This is a genomic window from Methanobacterium alkalithermotolerans (genome assembly GCF_018141185.1).
GTDB classification, from domain to species: domain Archaea; phylum Methanobacteriota; class Methanobacteria; order Methanobacteriales; family Methanobacteriaceae; genus Methanobacterium_F; species Methanobacterium_F alkalithermotolerans.
The window spans coordinates 836,240-859,297 of record NZ_CP058560.1 but is presented as its reverse complement, the minus strand read 5'-3'; the positions used below and the strand labels follow the sequence as shown (position 1 = coordinate 859,297).

Genomic DNA, 23,058 nt, shown 5'->3' with positions numbered 1-23,058 from the left:
AAGTACAGATTTAATAATTATAATATTCCTAACTTATATAATGATTTATATAACGTGTATGCTATTTCAATTTTCCCTGTCTTTAGGAAAATTCTCTCTAGATATAAAATGATTTTTCAAATTTTAAGCAAATTCTTAAACTTCAGGAGAACTAATAATGGGAACTGAGTTTTTAAAAATAATAGATGTTTCAAAGGCACATAATGTGGTAAAAAATTTATTTGAGAGAATTTATAGTCCCATATCTGTTGAAAAAATATCTTTAAATGAAGCTTTATTTAGAGTTTTAAGCCATGATATCCATGCTCATATGGATTTACCTCCATTTAATCGGGCCATTATGGATGGTTATGCGGTTAAATCTCAGGATACATTCGGCGCCACTGAAGAAAATCCTGCCATGTTAAAACTTGTAGAAGTAGTTAGGGCAGGCAGTACTCCTCAAAAAGAAATAAAATCTGGATTTTGTAGTGAAATAACTACCGGGGCCCCTATACCTCCTGGAGCAGATGGGGTGGTAATGGTGGAATTTTCCCAAAAAAATGAAGAAAACATAGAACTATTTACTGGTTCATACCCCGGTCAACACATTGCAGCAAGGGGATCGGATATTAAAAAGGGGGAACTGGTACTTAAAGCGGGAACAATTTTAAGCCCGGACAAAATTGGTGTTTTAGCGGCACTGGGATATTCTACAGTGGAAGTACGTTCTAAACTTAAGGTGGCAGTAATTTCAACTGGAAATGAACTTGTTCTCCCTGAAGAAGATCTGGAATATGGTAAAATTTATGACGTAAACTCTTCCACCATTTACAGTGCTCTGGAATCATATGGTGTCCATCCCCTATTAAAGGGAATAATCCCTGATGAATACGCGGCTGTTAAAAATGCAATTAAACATTCTCTTGAAGATGCAGATTTAATAATCACTTCAGGAGGAACTTCTGCCGGGGCAGGAGATGTACTCCGAGAGGTTATGGATGATATGGGGGAGGTAATGGTTCATGGAATTTCAATAAAACCAGGTAAACCAACTATAATTGGAGAGGTCAATAATAAAATGGTGATCGGTCTTCCTGGAAATCCTACTGCTGCTTTAATTGTCCTTGATGTTTTAATTGCCCCTTATTTAAAGAATTTTTCAGGCTGCGCGGCCCATTACAAACCTTCAGACAAAATAAAACTTCCCATGGCGTCCAGATTTCACTCTGCCCAGGGTAGAATGGAATACTTGCTGGTTAAAATAGTAGGAGGTCAAGTTAATCCTATTTTAAAGAATTCTGGAGCTATCACTGGTTTATCTGAAGCTGATGGGTATATTAAAATTCCTAAAACAACTGAAATGATTCTTGAAGGTGATTTAGTAGAGGTTTACTTCTTTGATGATATAATCCATTAATATTAATGCCTTATATGATTTTAAATATCTAAAAATTTAATCCTGATCCAGGAATCATATTTTTTTTATAGTAGATGAAATAGAATCTTTTTTCATGTCACCCAACATGATTGCACTGAGTTTTCTAATTCTGGGGGTAGTGTTACTTATCGGCAAGTGGATCAGGATAAGATCTAGACCACTTCAGAAACTTTTTTTACCTAGTTCCATTATTGGAGGTTTTTTAGCTCTTTTTTTAGGCCCTGAAGTTCTGGGAAATATGATAACCTGGTTGGGGTTTGGAAATTCAGTTCTATCTAATGGAATTTTCCCCGAGGAATTTTTATTGGTATGGGCTGTCTTACCCGGTCTTTTTATTAATATAATATTTGCTTCTTTGTTCTTAGGTAATAAACTTCCAAATATCCGTGAACTCTGGCGCATAGCTGGACCACAAATTGCCCATGGGCAAACCATTGCCTGGGGACAATACGTGTTTGGTATACTGGTTACCCTGCTCATATTAACACCTTTTTTTGCCCTGGATCCTATGGCCGGGGCTTTAATAGAAATTGGATTTGAGGGAGGACATGGTACTGCTGCAGGCATGGCTGGAACATTTGAAGAATTAGGATTTGCAGGTGGATCTGATTTAGCACTGGGACTGGCCACCATAGGTCTAATCTTTGGGGTGATTTTGGGAATTATATTGATGAATTACGCTGTAAAAAAAGGTAAAACTGAAATTATTACTAATGCTAGGGAAATATCTCTCAAAGAACAGGCAGGAATTGTTGAATTTGATAATAGAGTTTCTGCAGGTAAATTAACTACTAGAACAGAATCTATAGAGCCCTTATCACTGCATTTTGCCTATGTGGGGGTGGCCATTGGATTGGGGTATATCATGCAACAGTCCCTGGTTTTAATGGAAAATTTAACCTGGGGCCCTTCAACTGGAACCTATGTTTTAGAATTTATCCCCCTTTTCCCTTTTGCCATGATCGGGGGAATTATACTGCAAATGTTTCTGGAGAAATATGATATTTACCGCACTTTAGACCGGGATTTAATTGTAAGAATACAGGGATTTTCACTGGATGTGTTAATTGTCAGTGCCATTGCTACCCTTTCTTTGGGCATTATTGGAGAAAACATCATACCCTTTTTTATTCTGGCCCTGGTGGGTATAACCTGGAATCTGTTTGCATTTATTTATTTGGGTCCACTCATGTTTCCCAGTTACTGGTTTGAACGGGGTTCAGGTAACTTCGGGCAATCCATGGGTATGACTGCCACTGGAATTCTTTTAATGAAACTGGCGGACCCTGATAACCAGTCTCCTTCTCTGGAAGGCTTTGGATATAAACAATTACTTTTTGAACCCATAGTAGGAGGGGGAATTTTTACTGCCGCATCAGTAGCGTTAATATTCCAATTTGGCCCGGTAATAGTACTTATATTTTGCCTGATAATGCTTATCTTATGGATGGGTATCGGGCTATTTTACTTTAGAAAAAAATAGAAAATTTATTATCCCGGTGTAAAAAAGAATATTGAATATTAATATCATTTATTATCCAGAATATTTAAAAGCTCATCCCTACTCTGAACTACTTTTTCATTTTCAAGTTCTTTTATATAAGGCCGCATAACAATAACTGCCTTGAGGCCCAGTTCCAGTGCAGCAGCTATTTTAGAAGGAGTTCCACCGGTTTTTCCACTTTCTTTGGTGATTATCAGTGAAATTTTGTATTCCTCCAGCAATGCTTTATTAAAATTTTCACTGAAGGTACCCTGCATTGCTATTATGTGGCTTGGTTCAAGGCCCATTTTTAAACATTTTTCCACAGAATCAAGAACAGGTAAAACCCTTATAAACACTTTATCATGGTCATTGTGGGATAGAACCTCACCTAATGTTGATACACCTGCTAAATGCATTATATTACCTTTAGTCATAGTGGAGGCTACCCGGGATGCTTCCTTAAATGAAAAAGTCTTAATAATTAATGGATTATCTTTGATTTCAATTTGGGGTCTTTCAAATCGAATATAATATGTTTTAGTAGCTTTAGATGCACTTAGGGCATTAATGGTTGCTTTTGCAGCAAAAGGGTGGGTGGCGTCAATTAAAACATCAATCTTATTTTTTGAAATTAAATTTATCAATTCCCCTTTTTTGAGGCCGTGGGGCACCACTTCATTAGCCCCGGAATCTTTTGCCATCTGGGATCCATAAGATGTGGTGGTAGTGGCAGTAATATGTAGCTGAGGATTCTCCTTAAGTGTATTTATAATTTCAAAGGCATCTCTGGTTCCTGACATTACCAGGATTTTCATGTAAATTTCTCCACTATTTTTTCACTAACCAGAATTAAGGAGGATATCACCATTATTAAAGCCCAGTCTACCGGGGAAATAGCAGTTGTACGGAATATATCCTGCAAAAAAGGGACGTAAATTACCATTAATTGTAGTAAAAAAGATACACTAATAGCAATTATTAAGAAACGATTTGAAAAACCAGTTTTTGATTTACAGTTAAAGACATTGAATATCTGGAACATCACAAATACGGTAAAAGCAACGGTTCTGGCTTGAATTTCACTAATACCTATAGAAAGCTGATATATGTATAAACCCAGAGTCCCTACTGCCATCACCAGGCCGGCAATTATAATATGTAGTAAATTCTTGCGGGGTAAAATATTTTCCTTGTCTGGTTTACGGAGCATGATATTTTTTTCTGGAGGTTCCACCCCCAAAGATTGAGCTGGAGGTCCATCCATTATAATATTTATCCACAAAATCTGGATAGGATTGAAGGGAATAGGGAGATTCAATACTGAGGCTGAAACAATGGTCAAAATGGCCCCCACATTGGTTGAAATCTGAAACTTTACAAATCTTCGAATATTATCAAAGATAGTCCTCCCCTCTTTAACGGCATGTACAATGGTAGCAAAGTTATCATCCTGCAATACCATATCTGAAGATTCTTTAGCAACATCAGTACCTGTTATTCCCATAGAAACTCCTATGGCTGCTTTCTTCAATGCGGGAGCATCATTTACTCCGTCACCAGTCATGGAAACTACGTTATCTTTATTTTGCAGGGCTTCTACAATACGCACTTTTTGTTCTGGAAAAACCCGGGCATAGACCTTTACTTCTTCTACTATATCTTCAAATTCGCTTTCACTAAGTTTTTCTAATTCAGGTCCAGTTAAAACCCTTCCTCCATCTTCAATGACTCCGATTTCTCTAGCTATGGCTGCAGCGGTGTCTCGATGGTCTCCAGTAATCATAACCACACTTATACCTGCTTTTTTACACACTTCTATGGCATCAGTTGCTTCCTGGCGGGGAGGATCCATCATTCCCACCAGCCCCACGAAGATAAGATCTCTTTCCAGACTGTCTTTTTCTTCTAAATTTTCATCAGGGCTGATTTTACGGTATGAAAGTGCTAAAACCCGTAAAGCATTGCGGGTCATTTTATTTAGAAGTCCCATTATTTCTTCTTGATCTTGAGGCCCCATTTCCACTAAATCGCCATCTTTTTCTATCCATTTACAATGTTTCAGTATTATTTCTGGAGCCCCTTTAGTTAACAAATAATTCTCATCATCCATCTGGTTTATGGTACTCATCCTTTTTCGGGTACTATCCAATGGAATTTCCATAATTCGAGGATATTTTTTCTCAAGTTCCTCTGGAGAATACCCTTCTTCTTCAGCATACAAAAGTATAGCCCCATCGGTAGGATCTCCAATTACCTTCCCTTCAGATAAACGGGCATTATTACATAAAGCACAGATTTTAAGGGCGTTCTCTGGTGAAGTAAGCCAGGTATCTCTGACGGACATCCGGTTTAAGGTAAGGGTACCGGTTTTATCGGTACATATTACTGTACAGGACCCTAAAGTTTCCACTGCCAGAAGTTTTCTTACCACGGCATTAGTTTTCGCCATTCTCTGCATTCCTAAAGCCAGGGTAAGGGTAAGAATCGCCGGCAATCCTTCTGGAACTGCAGCCACAGCCAGGGATACTGCTGTGGTGAAGGTCTCCACCAGAGGACTTCCTTTGAAAAATTCAATTATAAATACTGCTGCACTTACCAAAAGGGCAATCAGACCTAAACTTTTTCCCAGACTGGCTATCTTTTCCTGGAGGGGTGTTTTACCTTCTTCTTCCTGTATCATTTCTGCAATTTTACCAATGGAGGTATTCATTCCTATTTCTATTACCACACCTTTCCCACGACCAGAAACAACATATGAATCCATATAAGCCATTACTTCTCTTTCATTTTCCTTATTTTCTATTTCGGTGATTTTAGAAACTGGAACTGATTCTCCCGTGAGAGATGATTCATCAATAAGTAATTCAGAAGTTTCAATTAAACGAATATCTGCGGGTATGTTATCCCCTTCTTCAATCACCACTAGATCTCCAGGAGTTAATTCAGAAGTGGGAATTTCCATGGTTTGACCATCTCTTATAACTACTGCTTCACTGGATATCAAACCTTTCAGTTTTTCCATGGCTTTTTCAGCTCGATACTCCTGTATGAATCCTATACATGTATTTAATATGACCACTGCTAGAATTACCACTGCATCGAGTTCATCCCCTACAAAATAGGCGGCTATAGCTGCCAGTATCAGCAGGATAATTAAAATATCCATGAATTGCATTAAGAATAGTTTAATGGGACTATCTTTTTCTTCTTCTACCAGTTCATTTTTCCCGTACTTTTCCTGTCGTAACCGGGCTTCATCTATACTTAAACCATCGAAACTGGTTTTAAGAGTGTTTAATACATCTTTAACATTCATTTTTTCCCATTTCATAGTTAACACTTTTTTTCATTTGGTACTAATAAAAAATACACTCCCATTAAAATTAGGATTAATTGAATTAAAGGATAAATTATAATTAGTTATTAATTGAGGCAGATTCTATAAATTCTTTTATATATTATTAATAATTTGCTGTAATCACTTATTAATACTTCTGTAGATTTAATTATTAATGCCTATTTATCCTGAAATTTTCTGTTTCATATTTAGTATCTACCTTATTTAAGATCTTTTTAACGCATAATTATAATTAAAAAAATAATAGTAGTCTGGTAAAACGTTTTTGTTTACGGATAAATATAAAAAAAAGCTTTATTATAATTAACCAACCTCATTTTTTCACTGGTAAGGATATCCTCATTTGCTAGTGGTTTTATTATTAGAATAGCTCCCGTTTTATCGGCTATATCCATTAAAGGTTGGTGTAATTCTCCAGGGGGCCGTATAGAATATATTAAACTGGCATTTTCATATAGACTTTGCTGGGGTTTGGTAATGTCATCCTCCACCACACCCTGATGGGAAGGTTTAATATCAGTTAAAATAATATTCATTTTATAATGTTCTTTCAAGTAATTGGAAACCTGATTAAATTTCCCCACCCCCACTTCCACTACTTTATCCGAGGGTGAGCATTTGTTTGTTATGTAAACTGCAAAATCTTTCCACATGATATCGCCGGAGATATAATGATAATAAGGGAATTTAGACTTCCAGACCTTAAAAGGATTTTAGAAATCGAAGAAATGTCTTTTGATGATCCTTATCCACCAAGTATACTCAAAGACATATATAATTTGGGGGCGGGATTCCTGGTTGCCCAGCAAGATAATATAATACAGGGTTATATTATATTCTGGATCAGGTTTGAAGATGAAGGACATATTATTTCTCTGGCAGTGGATCAGAATTACCGTCGAAACCAGGTGGGAAGTCAACTGGTGGGCATGGCCGAGGATATGTTTACCAAGTATGGATTGAAAAATATAAAATTAGAGGTAAGGGCTGAAAATAAAGGTGCTCGAAATTTTTATCAAAGCATGGGATTTAATGAAGAGAAAATAATTACAGCTTATTATGAAGATGGAGAAAATGCAATTGTAATGAATAAAAATCTCAATAATAACTCTATTTCGCAGAATATGAAATAACTATCTAATCTGAAAAATCCACTTAAATTATTTTAAACCAACTAAATTTAAACTAATGGTGATTAAATGGCAAAAGAAGCAAAAATTGCTTTAGAAGACGGTACAATACTCAAAGGAGAAGGTTTTGGCTTTGAAACTGTTAAAACCGGTGAAGTTGTTTTTTCCACTGGAATGACAGGGTATGTTGAATCTTTAACTGATCCTTCTTATAAGGGTCAAATTTTAATGAATACTTACCCCTTACAGGGTAATTATGGAATAAATAAGGATTGGTACCAATCCGATGGAATTAAAGCAGAAGGATTTGTGGTAAGGGAGGAATGTACTCACCCTTCCCATATGCTTTCTGAAAAAGGATTATCTGAATTTTTAAAAGAATATGAAATTCCCGGAATAAGTGGGATTGACACCCGTTTTTTAACCATTAAAATCAGAGAACATGGGGCTATGAAGGGAGCAATCAGTACTGAGGAAATTGGCGATGAAGAATTGCTGCAGATGGCTAGAGCCCAGCCCAGCATTGTGGATATGGATCTGGTAGATAAGGTGGGGGTTCGCGAACCTAAAATCCTGGGTGAAGACTTTAAGAAAAAAATGGTTATTGTGGATTGTGGTATAAAAAATAATAGTATTAATGCCCTGCTTGATCGAGAAGTGGGGGTGGTGGTTTTACCATATGATACGGATCCTGCAGATATCATGGATTATGATCCTGATGCTGTTCTAATTTCAAGCGGACCAGGTAATCCTAATAGGGTGAGAGAATCCATAAGCACTGTAAAAAAACTCTCAGAACGATTACCTATATTTGGGATTTGTTTTGGCCTACAAATAATATCTCTGGCATTTGGGGCAAAAATTTATAAAATGAAGTTTGGTCACCGGGGAGTTAATCAACCGGTAAAAGATTTAATTACTGGAAAAGTTTCTATTACTTCTCAAAACCATGGCTTTGCCGTGGATCCTGATTCACTAAAGAATCAACCCCTGGAAATAACTCAAATTAACCTTAATGATGGGACTCCTGAAGCAATAAACCATAATGAATTACCAATATTTGCGGTTCAGTACCACCCGGAAGCCGGGCCTGGACCAAATGACACCAAATATACTTTTGATAGCTTCATAAAAATAATGAAAGAATATTAGGCAACCGATCTATGAAAATTTAAATATCATAATAAAAATTATTCTTAAAAAAGAAAAAACGGGGATAGTAATGCCAAAGGATCAGACTATAAAAAAAGTACTCATAATAGGATCAGGACCTATACAAATAGGGCAGGCGGCGGAATTTGATTATTCTGGATCTCAAGCTTGTAAATCACTACAAGATGAAGGAATAGAAACAGTTCTGGTAAATAGTAACCCTGCTACCATTCAAACTGATATTGATATGGCAGACAGCGTGTATGTGGAACCATTAACCCCAGAAATCGTGGCTAAAATCATTGAAAAGGAAAAACCTGATGCAATACTACCTACCATGGGGGGGCAGACGGGTCTTAATGTTGCCACTGGACTGGAACAAATAGGTGCCCTGAAAGGATTAAAAGTTATTGGTTCGAGTATTGAAACTATACGAAATGTAGAAGACCGTGATCTTTTTGATAGCTTTATGAAAAAACTCAATGAACCGGTACCCAAAGCTAAAGCAGTCGAATCTGTGGAAGAAGCTATAAAAGCTGTTGAAGAAATCGGTTACCCGGTTATTGTACGACCCGCATTTACATTAGGAGGTACTGGTGGAGGAGTGGCCTATAATGAAGCCGAACTTAGGGAAATTGCCAACCGTGGACTGGATATGAGTTTTATAAATCAGGTACTAATTGACCAGTCAGTTTTAGGGTGGAAAGAATTTGAATACGAGGTCGTGCGGGATAAAAACGATACCTGTATCATCATATGTAATATGGAAAATATTGACCCCATGGGAATCCACACCGGAGAGAGTGTGGTAGTGGCCCCTTCACAAACTCTAAGTGATCTGGAAAATCATAAACTACGGGATGCTTCTATAAAGATCATAAGGGCTTTAAATATTCAGGGTGGTTGCAATATCCAGTTTGCAGTTAATCCTGAAACCGGAGAATATAAGGTGATTGAAGTTAATCCCCGGGTAAGTAGGAGCAGTGCCCTGGCTTCCAAGGCAACAGGATATCCTATTGCCAAGATTTCTGCTAAAATTTCCATTGGAATGACCCTGGATGAAATTCAAAATGATATAACTAAAGAAACCCCGGCATCATTTGAACCTGCACTTGATTATGTGGTGGCTAAAATACCTCGCTGGCCCTTTGATAAATTTAAAGGAATCAGTAAAGAGATAGGGGTACAGATGAAATCCACCGGTGAGGTGATGGCAATAGGTCGTACCATAGAGCAGGCATTACATAAAGCCATCAGATCTCTTGATACTGGTCGTTATGGATTTGAAGATGTTCCCTTTACTAAAGATCAGCTGGCCCACCCTACTGATGAAAGACTATTTCAGGTTTATACTGCCTTGAAACAGGGAATCTCAGTGGATGAAATTCATCAGATTACCCTTATTGATAAATTTTTCCTTTATAAATTAATGAATATCCTGGAATTAGAAAATGAAATATCATCTAAACCGTTTCTTGACTCTGAGATGCTATTAAAAGCTAAAAAGATGGGTTTTTCAGATAGGATCATATCAGAAATATGTAAGGTTGATGAGAAAGAAGTCAGAAACTTGAGAAATGAAGAGGGCATTATCCCTACTTTTAAAATGGTAGATACTTGCGCTGCTGAATTTGAAGCCAAAACACCTTATTATTACAGCACCTATGGTCTGGCAGATGAAGTAGATGTTTCTTCTAATAAAAAAGTGATAATAATAGGTGCCGGACCAATTCGAATTGGTCAGGGTATAGAATTTGATTACTGCTGCGTTCATGCGGCCATGGCTTTAAAAGAACAGGGCATTGAAACCATCATTATCAACAATAATCCTGAAACGGTGAGTACAGACTATGATATATCCAGCAAACTTTATTTTGAACCATTAACTCTGGAAGATGTCTTAAACATTGTGGATAAAGAAAAACCTGAGGGAGTGGTGGTACAGTTCGGAGGACAAACATCCATTAATCTGGCGGTGCCTCTGGCTCAAGAAGGTGTTAAAATAATGGGAACTCCTCATGAAAGCATAGATAAAGTTGAAGATAGGGAAAGATTTTCTCAGGTACTAGAAAAACTTGAAATTCCCCAGGCAGCATATGGAATTGCAAAATCATTTGAAGATGCCCGGGGTGTAGCAGAAAAAATAGGATTTCCGGTACTGGTTCGACCTTCATATGTCCTGGGGGGAAGAGCCATGGAAATAGTTTATGATGATGACGAACTGAGGGAATATATGGAAGAAGCAGTAAGAGTTTCTCCAGAACACCCTATACTTGTTGATAAATTCCTGCAGGATGCCATCGAAGTGGATGTGGATGCTCTTTGTGATGGAGAAGAAGTATTTATAGGTGGAATAATGGAGCATATAGAGGAGGCAGGAGTTCATTCTGGAGATTCTGCATGCGTTATACCTCCTCAAACTATTCCTGAAGAAATTTTAAATGATATAAAAGATTTTACCACTAAACTAGCCCTTGAACTGGGAGTAGTGGGCTTAATGAATATACAGTATGCAGTTAAACTTGATGAAGAGCCCAAACTGTATATCCTGGAAGCTAATCCTCGAGCCAGCCGAACAGTTCCTTTTGTTAGTAAGGCAGTTGGAGTTCCATTGGCAAAAATAGCAGCTATGCTTATGATGGGCCATAAATTAAAAGACTATGGTCTTAAAGACCAGATAGAAATTGATCACGTGGCAGTAAAAGAATCTGTATTCCCCTTTATTAAGTTACCGGAATCTGATTCAGTTTTAGGTCCTGAAATGAAATCCACCGGGGAAAGCATGGGGATAGATGAAAATTTCGGACTCTCCTATTATAAATCCCAGCTTTCAGCTAATATGGATCTCCCTACTACAGGTAAAATATTCATAAGTGTTCGGGATGCAGATAAGGATAAAATCACAGACATTGTAAAAAAAGCCGATGAACTGGGTTTTGAAATAGTGGCTACCCGTGGAACTGCTCGAGCAGTAGAAGATGAACTTGAAATTGAGATCATACGAAAAGTAAGTCAGGGATCACCTAATATCCAGGATGCAATTAACAAGGGTGAGATTGGACTGATAATAAATACTCCTTCAGGCAAGCAATCTGCAGATGACGGATATTTAATCCGAAGAATGGCCGTAGAGTTGGGTATTCCTTATGTAACTACTCTGGCCGGAGCTCGAGCGGCTTTAAATGCTATAAATGAAGTTAAAAACGGAAAAATTACTGTAAGGTCTCTTAAAGAGTACCATAATCTCTAGATTTGGATAAATACTTTAAAAATGCACCATTCAGGGTGTTTTTTTCTTTTTTATATATTTGCTCATAGGGGTATGCTCTCTCCAGAGAATTTTCTATTCGGAATAGTAATATTCTAACATCAATTTATTAGGTATATAGTCAAATATTATTGATTAATCAGGGTTTGATTATCAGCCGGTGTATTAAAATGTGGAATAATTCTCGAAAAATAAAAACTTTAATAATTTCTTTTATACTCATAGTGACTATTTTTGCTTCATCTTTAGCATTTAACATTTCTACAGCAGATGCCCATATACTTATAATTGGGGATTCTTTTAATGACTATCCACTTTCTTATTCTGAGACAAATAAACTTGCACAAACTCTAAAATCTAGAGGTTATGAAGTTTTAGAACTTTATAGGGAAAATGCTACATCTAAAAATATTTTAAAGGGAATGTTCAATGCTGATGCCATAATTTATGCCGGTCATGGTGGATATCAAACTGGCAATTATAATAATAAGGGCGGTTCTGCTAAAGCTCCCTTTGCTATAGTCACCTCTGATTCTGATTATAAATGGATATGGGGTGTGGAAGATAAAATGAGGGAAGGATGGAATGGTGAATTATTTTATGCTCCCTTTAAACCAGGTATACCGGTTATATTTCTCCATGCATGCTTTTCTACAGGATGGGTAGAAAACTATGAAGTAGCCAATCCCATTGAAACCATATACAACTTTTCCCGCATGTTCACTGGTTCTGGAGCAAATTATTATGCTACGGCATGGAATGGTGCAGAAATAATTTACGACTTTTTAAATGGTGCTGAAAACTTTAAAGAGGCCAATCTTCAAAATTGGGAAACAATAACCCGAAGTACTCTTTTTAATGGAACACTTATCTGGAAAAATACCGGAGGATATGCTGCTTTTGTAGGTGATTGGAAAGGGACTTTTCCTACTGCAATAGAAACCACTCCCTATGATAACCAGGCAGCAGAAGAGTGGTACAATAGTAAACGGATTAAAAGCTCTACAGTATCTTTTTTTGATGTAAGTAAAGGCCCTTATTACATTAACCAGAATATAACTTTTTTTGAAAAATCCCATGATACACCTTATGCACTGATAAAATATATCTGGAACTGGGGTGATGGAAATATTCTTTATTCAGATACACCTCACAACATTAACTATTCTTATAATGCTCCTGGAATTTTCGTGGTTAATCATACGGTCTGGAATAATCAGAATCAGAGTGCCAGCTATTGCCGGACTATTGAAGTTATAAATCGCAATCCTATTGTTGATTTTAAGTTCAATGCTTCTAATCTTTTTCCGGGAACTCCTATTAATTTTTTATCCTCATCCTATGACCCTGATACAGGAGATAGTATTAATTCTTTAAAATGGAATTTTGGTGACGGATCCAGTGGCAGCGGACCTTCCCTAACCCATAGCTATAATAAAAGTGGAAACTACACAGTTACCCTCACTGCCACAGATAGTTTTGGAAAATCAAGTTCAAAATCTACTAAAATTACCATTAATCCTCCTAAAGTAGTAGCTACTCCTAAACCAGATTTAATAATAACCAGTTCTCGCAAATCAGGACGTTATTTATATGTCACCATCAAAAATCAGGGTTCGGCTATTGCTAAAAACTTCCACACCCGGGCATGGTATGGGCAATCTTCCTCTAAAAACTATAAAGATATCTATACTTCCAGTCTGGCTTCAGGGGCTTCTGTAACATTGAAAGTACCTTATTCTTATAAAAATGGCAGTATAAAGGTTGATTTTTTCAATAAAGTTTCTGAAAGCAATGAAAATAATAATCTCAGGAAATTCTAATTAATATTCAAGGATTTAAAACCGGAAATTTTATATTTTTTAAAAAATCAAAAAAAAACATTTCATGATATTGCATGATTAGAATCTATTAAAATGGTGGATTATGCTGGTTATAGAAAATGGGCTGGTACTGTGGGGGGAAAATTTAGATCCTCAAAAGGCTAATCTGATTATTGAAGAGGGTATTATAATAGAAAAAACCACCAGAAAAGTCCATTCATCACATAAAATCGATGCGACAGGGTGCATTGTATCGCCTGCTTTAGTTAATGCTCATGTACATATTGGAGATGCGGTGGCAATGGATGTAGGGGATGGCAAAAGCATTGCAGAAATAGTTAAACCTCCGCATGGCCTTAAACATCAGATTTTATCTAATTCAAGCTCAGATGATCTCATTCAGGCCATGAAAAAAGCCATGATGGAAATGCTATCCACAGGAACATCTACTTTCGTTGATTATCGGGAGGGGGGGCTTGCTGGAATAAAACTTCTGCAAGAAGCAGGAAAAGATATCCCTATACATAAAATCATCCTGGGCAGGGATGATATCTTTTTTGATAATGAAGCAAGTTTAACAAAAGTTAAAAAAGTGGCCAGAAATTTATTAAAGTATTGTGATGGTCTGGCACCCAGTGGTTTTGGTGAAATAAGAGAAGAAGTGGCATCTATAATTGCCCAGGAATGCAAAAAGCAGGGTAAAATTTCTTCTATTCATGTTGCAGAATATGAAGATGTTCAGGATAATTCGGTGAAAGAAACCGGCAAAAGCGAGGTTAAAAGGGCTCTGGATTGCGGTTTTAAATTATTAATTCATTTAAATTCTCCAGTATCTGGGGATCTAAGAGAAGTTTCTTTAAAAAATGTCCCGGTGGTTTCATGTCCCCGTTCTAATGGGGCACTGGCAGTAGGTATTCCTCCTTTACTGGATTTTCAGAAATATAAAATAAACACCCTCCTGGGGACGGATAATTTAATGTTCAACTCCCCTAATATGTTTAGAGAGATGGAATATGCATTAAAATTAACCAGAGGCTTTTATAAATCTCATTTTTCCCCTGCAGATATTTTGAAAATGGCCACCGCAAATGCTGCCCATGCCTTGCCCATAGATTCCGGGTTTTTAGATGAAGGAAGATTAGCAGATTTAATGATAGTAAAACAGCTATCATCCCACCCATATCTGTCCCTTATAAATAGGACTGAATCGAAAAATATAATATGTCTGATAATAAAAGGTAACATAATATATTAGAGGTGAACCAATGTACAAGAAAATTCTATTGCCTACTGATGGTTCGGAGTATGCTAACAAGGCTGCAAAACACGCACAATGGATTGCCAAAGCTAGTGGTGCAGAAATAATTGCCTTAGCAGTTATGGAAACATCTTCTTTAGTAGGACTTCCTGCTGATGACTTGATTGTAAGGATTAAGGAAATGCTGGAAGAAGAAGCTGAAAGATCTCTGGATAAGATTGATGAAATCGTTGAAAAGGACCAAAATGATGTTAAGATAACATTAAAAACTGAAGAAGGTTCTCCTGCAGATGTAGTATTGAAGACCATCAAAGAGGAGGATATTGATTTAGTGGTTATTGGAACTTCTGGAAAACATGGTCTGGATAGATTTTTACTGGGCAGTGTAGCTGAAAAAGTTGTTCGATCATCCAGCTGTCCGGTTTTAGTGGTTCACTAATGAATTAATCTTTTATACTAATTTTATTTTAAATAAAAAAATTCTTTTATAATTATATTTGATAATTAAGGATAGTTGGTGTAATAATGCTAGTAAAGGACGTTATGTCTGATGAAATACACTATATTAAAGTACCGGGTAATAGAACCAGTGCTCTAAGTCTCATGAGGGAGACTAATTATTCTGGAGTGCCAGTGGTCAAAGAAGGCACTATGGAAGTGGTGGGTATTGTAACCCGGACAGATTTAGTTGAAAACCCTGACGAAGAACAAATAGCACTTATAATGACAAGAAATCCAATAACAACTTCTCCCGATGAAGAAGTAAATGTTGTTGCGACTAAAATGTTGGAAAATAATATTAGGAGAGTTCCAGTAGTTGAAAATGGGGAATTAGTAGGTATAATAACATCATATGATCTGGTGGCTCGAGCTTTATCTCAAATTGAGGTTAATGAGCCTCTGGAAAGCTATATGCTAAAAACCACACCTACTACCTGGGAGAGAACACCTCTAAATATAGCCTTTGAAATTATGCGGTACTTCCATTTAAAAGTTTTATTTTCACTTAATAATAATGGAAAATTATCAGGAATACTAACTGAAACGGATTTCATCAATGAAAGTGAAGTTGTTTCTGAAAGTACAGTACATAATACTTCTGTAGGGACCGAGGGCGATAAATGGTCATGGGATAGTACCAATGTATTATATGTTATAAAAAATCATCTTAAGTTTTCTGATAAAGAAGTTAAGGATGTGGCCACCTCTGAAGTTGTCACGGCTACCATTAGAACTACAGTTTCTGATTGTGCTAAGAAGATGAGGCAGAACAATATCGAACAGGTCCCTATAATTGATGTTGAAGGTGAACTGGTGGGTTTAGTAAGAGCCAACGATCTTATAAAAGCATTGACTGATTAAGATGGAAAACTCAAATCTATTAAAAATTAGTACTTCTACTGGCTTAATCAAAGTAGCCTCAAAAAGCCAGGGAGAAGTATTCTTTCACACCATCCAGCTTAAACTTCTATGGGGATACTGCTGGTGGCAGGAAAAACCGGCAATTGAATCCTTCCTTGATTTACTGGAATCTGTGATCAAAAAAGCGATTCATGGTGTTTTACCTCATCAGGAACTCTTTTTAGATTACAATCTGGAAACTAATGATTCTCTGGAAAAATCTTCCCAGGTAAAAATCACTTTTAATCAGATATATGCAGATAATGTAGAATTTCACATGCCAGAAAATATTCTAATTCTAAAAGGGCCTGATGATAGGGGATCTTTTTCCAGGTTAAGTAGCTTCAGGCGCAAACTAAATGAAAATATCCAAAAAACTATTTAAACTCTTTAATCCCTAAGGGCAGTATAAACCTATATTTCACTTACAAAACGCCTGATTTTGGGTAAAACTTTAATTAATAATTTTTGAGCATCTTCTTGATCTTTAACTCTTCTGGCAACTATTTTTCCTTTTTTAAAGATAGTAACATTCCTACCTTCCACTTCCAGCATGGCGATACCCATACCAGGAGAACATTTAACAATTCCCATTTTTTCAAGTTCAATGCAAGTTAATTCAATATTAATAGGATAGGGCAGTTCCGTTTCAAACATTATTTTATTTAATTCATCTTTGCAGGGCTTGTAGACCACTAAATCTTTCTTCTTCTTACTGGAATCTCCAATATCCAGAACAACTTTTTTAAAACCTACTGCTTTTAGTTCACTATCTATATGCTGGAGAGTATTAGGATTTAACAGACTGCTATAGGAATCCACTTCAATTATACCCATATCGCCCTGATCTCTAACACGAATAAAATTTGCCGAAGATAAGTTCTTAATTAAAGATTCAGCATAAGAAATTCGATTAATTTTTTTAGTAGTTATCTCACTTCCGGTGGATATTCTGGTGGCTAAACAGGTGGTGGAGGTAGAAAATTCCAAATTTTCTTTTTTCAGAAAATCTAAAACATCTTCCTGTGTCATACCTGATTCTACTAATGGGCTGAAAATATTTTTCTGATAATTTACCATAATACCGGGTCGATCTTCAAGTAAATCACTAATATTGGTACCATCCACCAGACATTTAAATCCCTTTTCCTGGGCTACTGTTTCTAATTTACTATACATTTTATTTCGACATATAAAGCATCTATTGGGTTTATTTTCTTTAAAATGTTCATCTAGAAGGTAATCTTCACTTATAACCATATGATCTATTCCCATCTGCCGGGCAATATTTTCTGCATTCTGAATGCAACTAGAAGGCATTACCCCATTATCAATAGTGACAGCTAGAACACTCTTAGCTACTTCTGATGCAATCTTTGCCACCACAGTACTATCTGCTCCACCTGAAAAAGCTAAAAGTATTTTTTTATTTTTAAGCAGTTCCCGAATGGTATTTATTTTGGCTTCTAATTCCATAAATAACACCTGAAAATTATAATGATTTGATATATTTTAAGACTTCTAAGGCATCTTTTTGTTTAATATCACAGGGGTGACTATCTAAAAAATTTGAAAGTTCTCTTATAACATCAGATTCAATTTTAGATTCTTTAAATATTTTTTTATAAGTTCTATGAGGGTAATAAATTGATTTTGCAGTATTTAATATCTTATCCCTGTGTTTTTTAGATATAATTTTTTTTTTACAGGCTATTTTTAGATTGTAATCAATACTTACCAGTGAATCTGATAACTGTTCCCAGTTTTCTGGACTAAAAACCACAGCCACATCATCATCAGATTCTATTTTTCCACTTTTATATTGGGAATAAACATATCCTATGCCGATCATTCCCAAATCATTCAGTTCCGATGCTCTAAGCGCACCCATACTGGACCCCCCCACCACCATAATCCCGGCATTAAGGGCCTCTATTATTTCTCTATGGGACACAGCAGGCTGCTGGTGAAAAACTCCATCGATAATAGCTATAATATCTGGAGATTCTTTTAATGCTTCTAAAACATCTCCCCTTTTTATTGGTGGCCGGTAATCCGCTTTGAGAATCTTCATCCCCTCCTTAGAATTTAGAGAGGGCCCGGTAAAAACTATGATTTTTAGAGAAGAAACTGGCATTTTTTCACTCTAATCAATTACACCTTAAATAATTAATTTTTTAACCTTTTTCCCTTCCTATCAGGATCCACTGAAAATAATTCCATTCCAGGTATTATAACTCTAACCACAGGGACTTTTACTTCATCTCGGGTTAAATCAACATAAAAAGCTTTTTTAATCCCGCATTTTTTTATTTCTTTGGTGGCAATTTCTATGTCCTCTCTAAAAGAAGAGCAGGATTTATTTTTTAGTTCATCCAGACAAATTATTTTTTTTGATTCACCAAACCAATGTCTATTTATTCTTTTCATACGTTCATAGCCGGCTTTTCTCATGAAAACAGCTCTAACAGTATCTTCTCTGGTTCCATGAATCTGCGTAGCTCTACTTTGGGCTACTTCTGTAATAGCTCTTATTGCTGCAATTTCAGGGTCCAGATGAGTTCCCACTCCCAGGGTTAAAAGGGCAGGATCTTTTAATACAGCATCATCTGCTACAGCCGCCATAGTGGTAACCTTAATATCGGCAGTAAGATCCATCAACTTAATCTCAATCCCTGCTTTTTTAAATTTGCCCATTAAATCGGTTATTATGGGGTTATCAACACCATCACAATCAATTTCAGTGGTACTTTCTTTTTTAACTTCAAATATACTCCAGGCATCTCTTTCAATTACTTCGGTAATTCCATGGAATACAGCTTCTTCCAGCACATTGCCTGAAGCCAATCCATTGGTATTGGATTTAAATAGGTTAATGGCATGGTTACATTCATACGGATGGAAAACAGAATTAGCGGGAATCATAATTTTATCTTCAGAGAAGATATCCTGTGATTCTATCCATTCTAAATTTTCATTTAAGGATATTTTATGGGGTAAAATAAGTGATTCGGGATTTAAACTATTGGAAATGTCCCCATAACTACCTTTGACAATTCTTTTTTTATCTGATACTTGCTTTTCTGCAGAATATCTTTCAAAGGATTCCATCATAGCTGAAGCCTTAGCTTGCTGGGTGGTTGCTCCTTTACCTGCATATATGCTTACTGCACCTTCCTGGGCAGTAGGGCGGATGGCAGAGTAAACTGGAATTCCTACCCGGTCCAGATGAGTAATTTCAGTTACACGGGTAACCCCTGCGGTTTTTAATTTTTTTTCCACATTTTTTATGGTTTGGGAAGGTTTCAGGGCTCGATGAGTACATCCAAAATATTTAACCTGAATATCAGAAAACATGAACAATCCCCTTATTTTTTTTTGAATTTGAATTAGATTATATTAAACATGGCATTAAATGTCATGAAGAAAGCTATTCCTGCAGCTAAAACCCATACCAGAGGATTCCATCGAAATATTTTTGCACCATCCAGCACGCTGAATGGTATCAGGTTAAAGAGTGCTAAAATGCTATTTACGTAGTAGCCTAAAAAGGCTATGGCTCCCACAGTTGAATTGGCTGGGAAGAGGGGAATTAAGGCAAAGAAAAATAGTGCCAGAATAATATTTGTTACTGGTCCTGCCAGTGATATTTTACCATTCTCCTCGTCTTTTATATAAGTCCCATGGATATAAACTGCTCCTGGTGCGGCAAATACAAATCCGAAATATGCAGTAACTAAAGCCAGGAATAAACCTTCTATCCATAATCTATATTCTGCCCAGAAACCATATCGAATGGCCATTATTTTATGGGCTAATTCATGGAGTACAAATCCAGAACCTACTCCAATTAAACTTATAAAATAATACTGAGTTGCGATTTCAATATTTCTCCCGGAAAGGACATATGAAAACACTGCTGCTATAACCAGCATGGAAATGATTATATCTCTTATTTCTCTAGAACTAAATTTTACCATATATTAATAGAAACTAATTTTTAACATATAATGCTTTCTATGGGGCAGGGTTTATAATTGCCCAATATTTCAATTTGAAATAATTTTTAATATTACCTTAAGATAATCTTTTTTAATAATTAATCATATTCTCTTTTTGTATTGCACTTGCTGGAAATTTATATGAAAAGAAGTTCCTGAATCAGCCACTTCCATTTTACTATCAATTTCCAGTTCTCCTTCAATTTGATCAACCAGCATTTGAACCAGTTTTAAACCTAAAGATGAACTATTTTCCATTTTTTTAAGTAAAAATCCGATTCCATTATCGGATATGGTTAAATGATACAATCCTTTTTTTTCTTTAAATACAATCTTTATTTCACCACTATCTCGGCCTTTAAATGCGTGTTTAAGGCAGTTACTCACAATTTCATTGACGATGAGTCCACAGGGAATTGCAGTATCAATCTCCAGATTAATGTCTTCCAGTTCCAAATTCAATTTGATATTTTTATTATCAAAACTGTAGGAATGGAATAAATGTGACATGATTTGCTTTATATATGTAGCAAAATTTATACTGGCTAAATCACGGGATCTGTAAAGCTGCTCATGGATTAGAGCCATTGATTTAATCCGGTACTGACTTTCCTGGAATATTTCTAAGTCTACAGGATCCCGGATATTAGATGACTGTAAATTAAGCAGGCTGGATATGATTTGCAGATTATTTTTGACCCGGTGATGGATTTCCTGTAATAAAACTTCTTTTTCTTTAAGGGAGCTTTTTATTTTTTCCTCTGCTTTTTTACGATCAGTAATATCTAAAATCGATACTAGAAGTTTACTAGTATCTGGAATAGAAGCTAAAGTTATAAATACATGCTTCTTGTTTCCCTCACGGTCCATAATATCGGTTTCATACTCTTCAGAAACTTTAAACGAATCTTGACGTGTTTTTTGGTGGATTTTTATAATCTTTTCCCTATCTTCAGGGGATATGAAATCTTTAATAGTTTTTTTCCCCTCAATCTCCTTTCGGGAATAATGGGTAAGAGATTCTATTTTGCTATTAGCCAGAGATATGGTGGTATCTTTTTCCAGGATAATCATTCCGGCACTTGAATTTTCAAATATAGTTCGGTAATAGTCTTCTGATTTTTTAAGAGCTTTCTCTGTAATTAATCGTTCAGTAATATCCCGGGCCACCATCACAGAATATTTTTCACCACTAAAAAGTACCAAATTTAAACTTACTTCCATGGGAATGATAGAGCCATTTTTTTTTATGAATTCTGTTTCCAGTGTCCATCTGGATTTTTTTTTATTATCACTGATGGCAAATATTTTTTTTAATTTTTTATGGTCCGGGTTAATAATTAAATCCCAAATATTAATTTCAATAATATCAGAATAATTGTATCCTAATTGCTTAAATGCCGATTGGTTCACATCCATTAATTTCCCGGAACTAACTTCAATAAGAAATATGGCATCATTGGAGTGATCAAGCAAAGTTTTAAACCTTTCCAATTCTTTTAACTGTTCCTGTAACTTGGGATAATAACTTTTTTGTATGGAACGTTCTCCTAACCCAATAATTTTTTCCCGGAGGGTATCCCACTCCTGGTAATCATTAGAAGGCATTATGGTATATCTCCTCAATATCCTCTACAGAAGGCCTTCGAGGATTGGTAACAATGCAAGGGTCGTTTATGGCTTTAAGTGCTAGAGAATGGATATCATCTTTATTCACACCCATTTTTTTTAGATTAGTATTTACTCCTGCTTGATTTTTAAGGTCCGTAATATGCTTCAATAGAGAATCTTTTTTTTCATCTAAACTAATGCCTTTTAGATTCAATCCCATGACACGGGCGATTTTCAGGTATTTTTCAGGAACGGAATAGAAATTATAATCAATAACATGTTCCATGAGCAGGGCATTGGATTCTCCATGAGCTAAGTCCAACAATCCACCTAAACTGTGTGCCATTGCATGTATTAAACCTAAACTTGCATTTGAAAATGCTAAACCCGCTTCTAAACTTCCCATCATCATTTTTGACCTTAGCTTTTGATTCTGGAGGTCATGGATAGTTGGTAGTATATTAGATGAAATTAGCCTCACAGAATCAAGGGCATGTAAATTGGTAATATGGGAACTGGCATTAGAAACATAGGCTTCAAATGAGTGTACCAGTGCATCAAATCCAGTATGGGCAGTCAATTTTTTATCCATGGTTAAGGTGGTAAATGGATCAATTAATGCCACATCTGGAACCATGGTTTTACTTATAATGGCAATTTTTACTTTTTTTATAGAATCTAGAATAATAGCAAACTGAGAAACATCAGCAGATGTGCCGGCTGTGGTGGGGATGCATATTAAAGGAGGTGAAGGTAAGGGGACCTGATCGACTCCTTCAAAATCAAGTATATGCTCTCTATTAGAGGAAACTATTCCAATACCTTTAGCACAATCCATGGGGCTTCCTCCTCCCAGAGCAATAATTAAATTACATTCTTCGCTATTGAAAACCGCAGCACCATCCATAACTTCTTCATCACGAGGATTAGGCGATATGCTGGAATATATTTCATATTCCAGGTTTTGCTCAATTAAAACCTCTTCCAGGTCACCTAAGATATTAAGATTCATTATCCCCGGGTCGGTTACAATAAGGACTTTTTTTGCAGCCAAATTTTTTGCATATCGGCCTGCAAGAAGCCGGGCCCCTGATCCATAGATAAATTCAGGTGCCACAAATTTTCGGAGATAACTTTCTTGAACCATAAA

Annotated in this window: 19 protein-coding genes; 10 read left to right on the top strand and 9 right to left on the bottom strand. The window is 36.2% G+C overall.

The features are described from left to right. The first annotated feature begins 157 nt into the window (after window positions 1-157). Together HYG87_RS04100 and HYG87_RS04095 are read left to right on the top strand one after the other, a co-directional pair. The gene (locus HYG87_RS04100) at window positions 158-1,399 is read left to right on the top strand and encodes a molybdenum cofactor synthesis domain-containing protein (RefSeq protein WP_211533957.1); all 1,242 of its coding nucleotides are present in this window, start codon (window positions 158-160) and stop codon (window positions 1,397-1,399) included. Window positions 1,400-1,493: 94 nt separating this feature from the next. Further along, a complete protein-coding gene (locus tag HYG87_RS04095) occupies window positions 1,494-2,903 on the top strand; it encodes a sodium/glutamate symporter (RefSeq protein ID WP_211533956.1) in 1,410 nt (469 codons plus the stop codon). 44 nt (window positions 2,904-2,947) lie between these two features. Here HYG87_RS04095 and cobK read toward each other — a convergent pair whose 3' ends face one another. From cobK to HYG87_RS04080, 3 genes are all read right to left on the bottom strand, one after another. Continuing rightward, a complete protein-coding gene (gene cobK / locus HYG87_RS04090; protein WP_211533955.1) occupies window positions 2,948-3,721 on the bottom strand; it encodes a precorrin-6A reductase in 774 nt (257 codons plus the stop codon). Continuing rightward, window positions 3,718-6,237, bottom strand: coding sequence for a calcium-transporting P-type ATPase, PMR1-type (locus tag HYG87_RS04085; protein ID WP_211533954.1), 2,520 nt, complete (start codon window positions 6,235-6,237; stop codon window positions 3,718-3,720). Before HYG87_RS04085 ends, cobK begins: the two co-directional genes overlap by 4 nt. A gap of 296 nt (window positions 6,238-6,533) precedes the next feature. Further along, entirely contained in the window at window positions 6,534-6,917 is a 384-nt protein-coding gene (locus HYG87_RS04080; RefSeq protein ID WP_211533953.1) for a UPF0146 family protein, read from the bottom strand. 18 nt (window positions 6,918-6,935) lie between these two features. Between HYG87_RS04080 and rimI the strand changes: the two genes are divergently transcribed. From rimI to HYG87_RS04040, 8 genes are all read left to right on the top strand, one after another. After that, window positions 6,936-7,397: a ribosomal protein S18-alanine N-acetyltransferase gene (rimI, locus tag HYG87_RS04075; RefSeq protein WP_211533952.1), complete on the top strand. Its 462-nt coding sequence runs from the start codon at window positions 6,936-6,938 to the stop codon at window positions 7,395-7,397. Window positions 7,398-7,463: 66 nt separating this feature from the next. Next, complete coding sequence (gene carA, locus HYG87_RS04070; protein ID WP_211533951.1) at window positions 7,464-8,546, top strand: glutamine-hydrolyzing carbamoyl-phosphate synthase small subunit; 1,083 nt, start codon at window positions 7,464-7,466, stop codon at window positions 8,544-8,546. Between the two features lie 70 nt (window positions 8,547-8,616). Continuing rightward, entirely contained in the window at window positions 8,617-11,796 is a 3,180-nt protein-coding gene (carB, locus tag HYG87_RS04065; RefSeq protein WP_211533950.1) for a carbamoyl-phosphate synthase large subunit, read from the top strand. Window positions 11,797-11,984: 188 nt separating this feature from the next. Continuing rightward, on the top strand, window positions 11,985-13,637 hold the full coding sequence (locus tag HYG87_RS04060; protein WP_211533949.1) for a PKD domain-containing protein: 1,653 nt from the start codon (window positions 11,985-11,987) through the stop codon (window positions 13,635-13,637). A gap of 103 nt (window positions 13,638-13,740) precedes the next feature. Further along, a complete protein-coding gene (locus HYG87_RS04055; protein WP_211533948.1) occupies window positions 13,741-14,892 on the top strand; it encodes an amidohydrolase family protein in 1,152 nt (383 codons plus the stop codon). A gap of 10 nt (window positions 14,893-14,902) precedes the next feature. Next, window positions 14,903-15,334, top strand: coding sequence for a universal stress protein (locus HYG87_RS04050; protein WP_211533947.1), 432 nt, complete (start codon window positions 14,903-14,905; stop codon window positions 15,332-15,334). Between the two features lie 86 nt (window positions 15,335-15,420). Then, on the top strand, window positions 15,421-16,257 hold the full coding sequence (locus HYG87_RS04045) for a CBS domain-containing protein (RefSeq protein WP_211533946.1): 837 nt from the start codon (window positions 15,421-15,423) through the stop codon (window positions 16,255-16,257). Between the two features lies 1 nt (window position 16,258). Further along, window positions 16,259-16,681, top strand: coding sequence for a hypothetical protein (locus HYG87_RS04040; protein WP_211533945.1), 423 nt, complete (start codon window positions 16,259-16,261; stop codon window positions 16,679-16,681). A 29-nt stretch (window positions 16,682-16,710) separates the two neighbouring features. On the opposite strand, the gene larE is transcribed toward HYG87_RS04040, so the two are convergent. The 6 genes from larE to ercA all read right to left on the bottom strand — a co-directional run bounded on the left by larE (window position 16,711) and on the right by ercA (window position 23,055). After that, window positions 16,711-17,772, bottom strand: coding sequence for an ATP-dependent sacrificial sulfur transferase LarE (larE, locus tag HYG87_RS04035; protein WP_211533944.1), 1,062 nt, complete (start codon window positions 17,770-17,772; stop codon window positions 16,711-16,713). 16 nt (window positions 17,773-17,788) lie between these two features. Beyond that, window positions 17,789-18,433 (bottom strand): TfuA-related McrA-glycine thioamidation protein, encoded by a 645-nt coding sequence (locus HYG87_RS04030; RefSeq protein ID WP_211533943.1) that lies wholly within the window; start codon window positions 18,431-18,433, stop codon window positions 17,789-17,791. Between the two features lie 32 nt (window positions 18,434-18,465). Further along, a complete protein-coding gene (locus tag HYG87_RS04025; protein WP_211533942.1) occupies window positions 18,466-19,653 on the bottom strand; it encodes a YcaO-related McrA-glycine thioamidation protein in 1,188 nt (395 codons plus the stop codon). 32 nt (window positions 19,654-19,685) lie between these two features. Continuing rightward, window positions 19,686-20,276, bottom strand: coding sequence for a site-2 protease family protein (locus HYG87_RS04020; protein ID WP_211533941.1), 591 nt, complete (start codon window positions 20,274-20,276; stop codon window positions 19,686-19,688). A 123-nt stretch (window positions 20,277-20,399) separates the two neighbouring features. Next, window positions 20,400-21,905 (bottom strand): PAS domain S-box protein, encoded by a 1,506-nt coding sequence (locus tag HYG87_RS04015; RefSeq protein ID WP_211533940.1) that lies wholly within the window; start codon window positions 21,903-21,905, stop codon window positions 20,400-20,402. Further along, window positions 21,895-23,055, bottom strand: a complete 1,161-nt coding sequence (gene ercA / locus HYG87_RS04010) for an alcohol dehydrogenase-like regulatory protein ErcA (RefSeq protein WP_211533939.1) — start codon at window positions 23,053-23,055, stop codon at window positions 21,895-21,897. The genes HYG87_RS04015 and ercA overlap by 11 nt, the downstream gene beginning before the upstream one ends. Window positions 23,056-23,058 lie beyond the last annotated feature (3 nt).

What these genes read in the sequence shown, in the direction of transcription:
- HYG87_RS04100 (WP_211533957.1), top strand. Translation starts at nt 158, where the DNA reads ATGGGAACTGAGTTTTTAAAAATAATAGATGTTTCAAAGGCACATAAT.
- HYG87_RS04095 (WP_211533956.1), top strand. Translation starts at nt 1,494, where the DNA reads ATGTCACCCAACATGATTGCACTGAGTTTTCTAATTCTGGGGGTAGTG.
- cobK (WP_211533955.1), bottom strand. Translation starts at nt 3,721, where the DNA reads ATGAAAATCCTGGTAATGTCAGGAACCAGAGATGCCTTTGAAATTATA.
- HYG87_RS04085 (WP_211533954.1), bottom strand. Translation starts at nt 6,237, where the DNA reads ATGAAATGGGAAAAAATGAATGTTAAAGATGTATTAAACACTCTTAAA.
- HYG87_RS04080 (WP_211533953.1), bottom strand. Translation starts at nt 6,917, where the DNA reads ATGTGGAAAGATTTTGCAGTTTACATAACAAACAAATGCTCACCCTCG.
- rimI (WP_211533952.1), top strand. Translation starts at nt 6,936, where the DNA reads ATGATAATAAGGGAATTTAGACTTCCAGACCTTAAAAGGATTTTAGAA.
- carA (WP_211533951.1), top strand. Translation starts at nt 7,464, where the DNA reads ATGGCAAAAGAAGCAAAAATTGCTTTAGAAGACGGTACAATACTCAAA.
- carB (WP_211533950.1), top strand. Translation starts at nt 8,617, where the DNA reads ATGCCAAAGGATCAGACTATAAAAAAAGTACTCATAATAGGATCAGGA.
- HYG87_RS04060 (WP_211533949.1), top strand. Translation starts at nt 11,985, where the DNA reads ATGTGGAATAATTCTCGAAAAATAAAAACTTTAATAATTTCTTTTATA.
- HYG87_RS04055 (WP_211533948.1), top strand. Translation starts at nt 13,741, where the DNA reads ATGCTGGTTATAGAAAATGGGCTGGTACTGTGGGGGGAAAATTTAGAT.
- HYG87_RS04050 (WP_211533947.1), top strand. Translation starts at nt 14,903, where the DNA reads ATGTACAAGAAAATTCTATTGCCTACTGATGGTTCGGAGTATGCTAAC.
- HYG87_RS04045 (WP_211533946.1), top strand. Translation starts at nt 15,421, where the DNA reads ATGCTAGTAAAGGACGTTATGTCTGATGAAATACACTATATTAAAGTA.
- HYG87_RS04040 (WP_211533945.1), top strand. Translation starts at nt 16,259, where the DNA reads ATGGAAAACTCAAATCTATTAAAAATTAGTACTTCTACTGGCTTAATC.
- larE (WP_211533944.1), bottom strand. Translation starts at nt 17,772, where the DNA reads ATGGAATTAGAAGCCAAAATAAATACCATTCGGGAACTGCTTAAAAAT.
- HYG87_RS04030 (WP_211533943.1), bottom strand. Translation starts at nt 18,433, where the DNA reads ATGCCAGTTTCTTCTCTAAAAATCATAGTTTTTACCGGGCCCTCTCTA.
- HYG87_RS04025 (WP_211533942.1), bottom strand. Translation starts at nt 19,653, where the DNA reads ATGTTTTCTGATATTCAGGTTAAATATTTTGGATGTACTCATCGAGCC.
- HYG87_RS04020 (WP_211533941.1), bottom strand. Translation starts at nt 20,276, where the DNA reads ATGGTAAAATTTAGTTCTAGAGAAATAAGAGATATAATCATTTCCATG.
- HYG87_RS04015 (WP_211533940.1), bottom strand. Translation starts at nt 21,905, where the DNA reads ATGCCTTCTAATGATTACCAGGAGTGGGATACCCTCCGGGAAAAAATT.
- ercA (WP_211533939.1), bottom strand. Translation starts at nt 23,055, where the DNA reads ATGGTTCAAGAAAGTTATCTCCGAAAATTTGTGGCACCTGAATTTATC.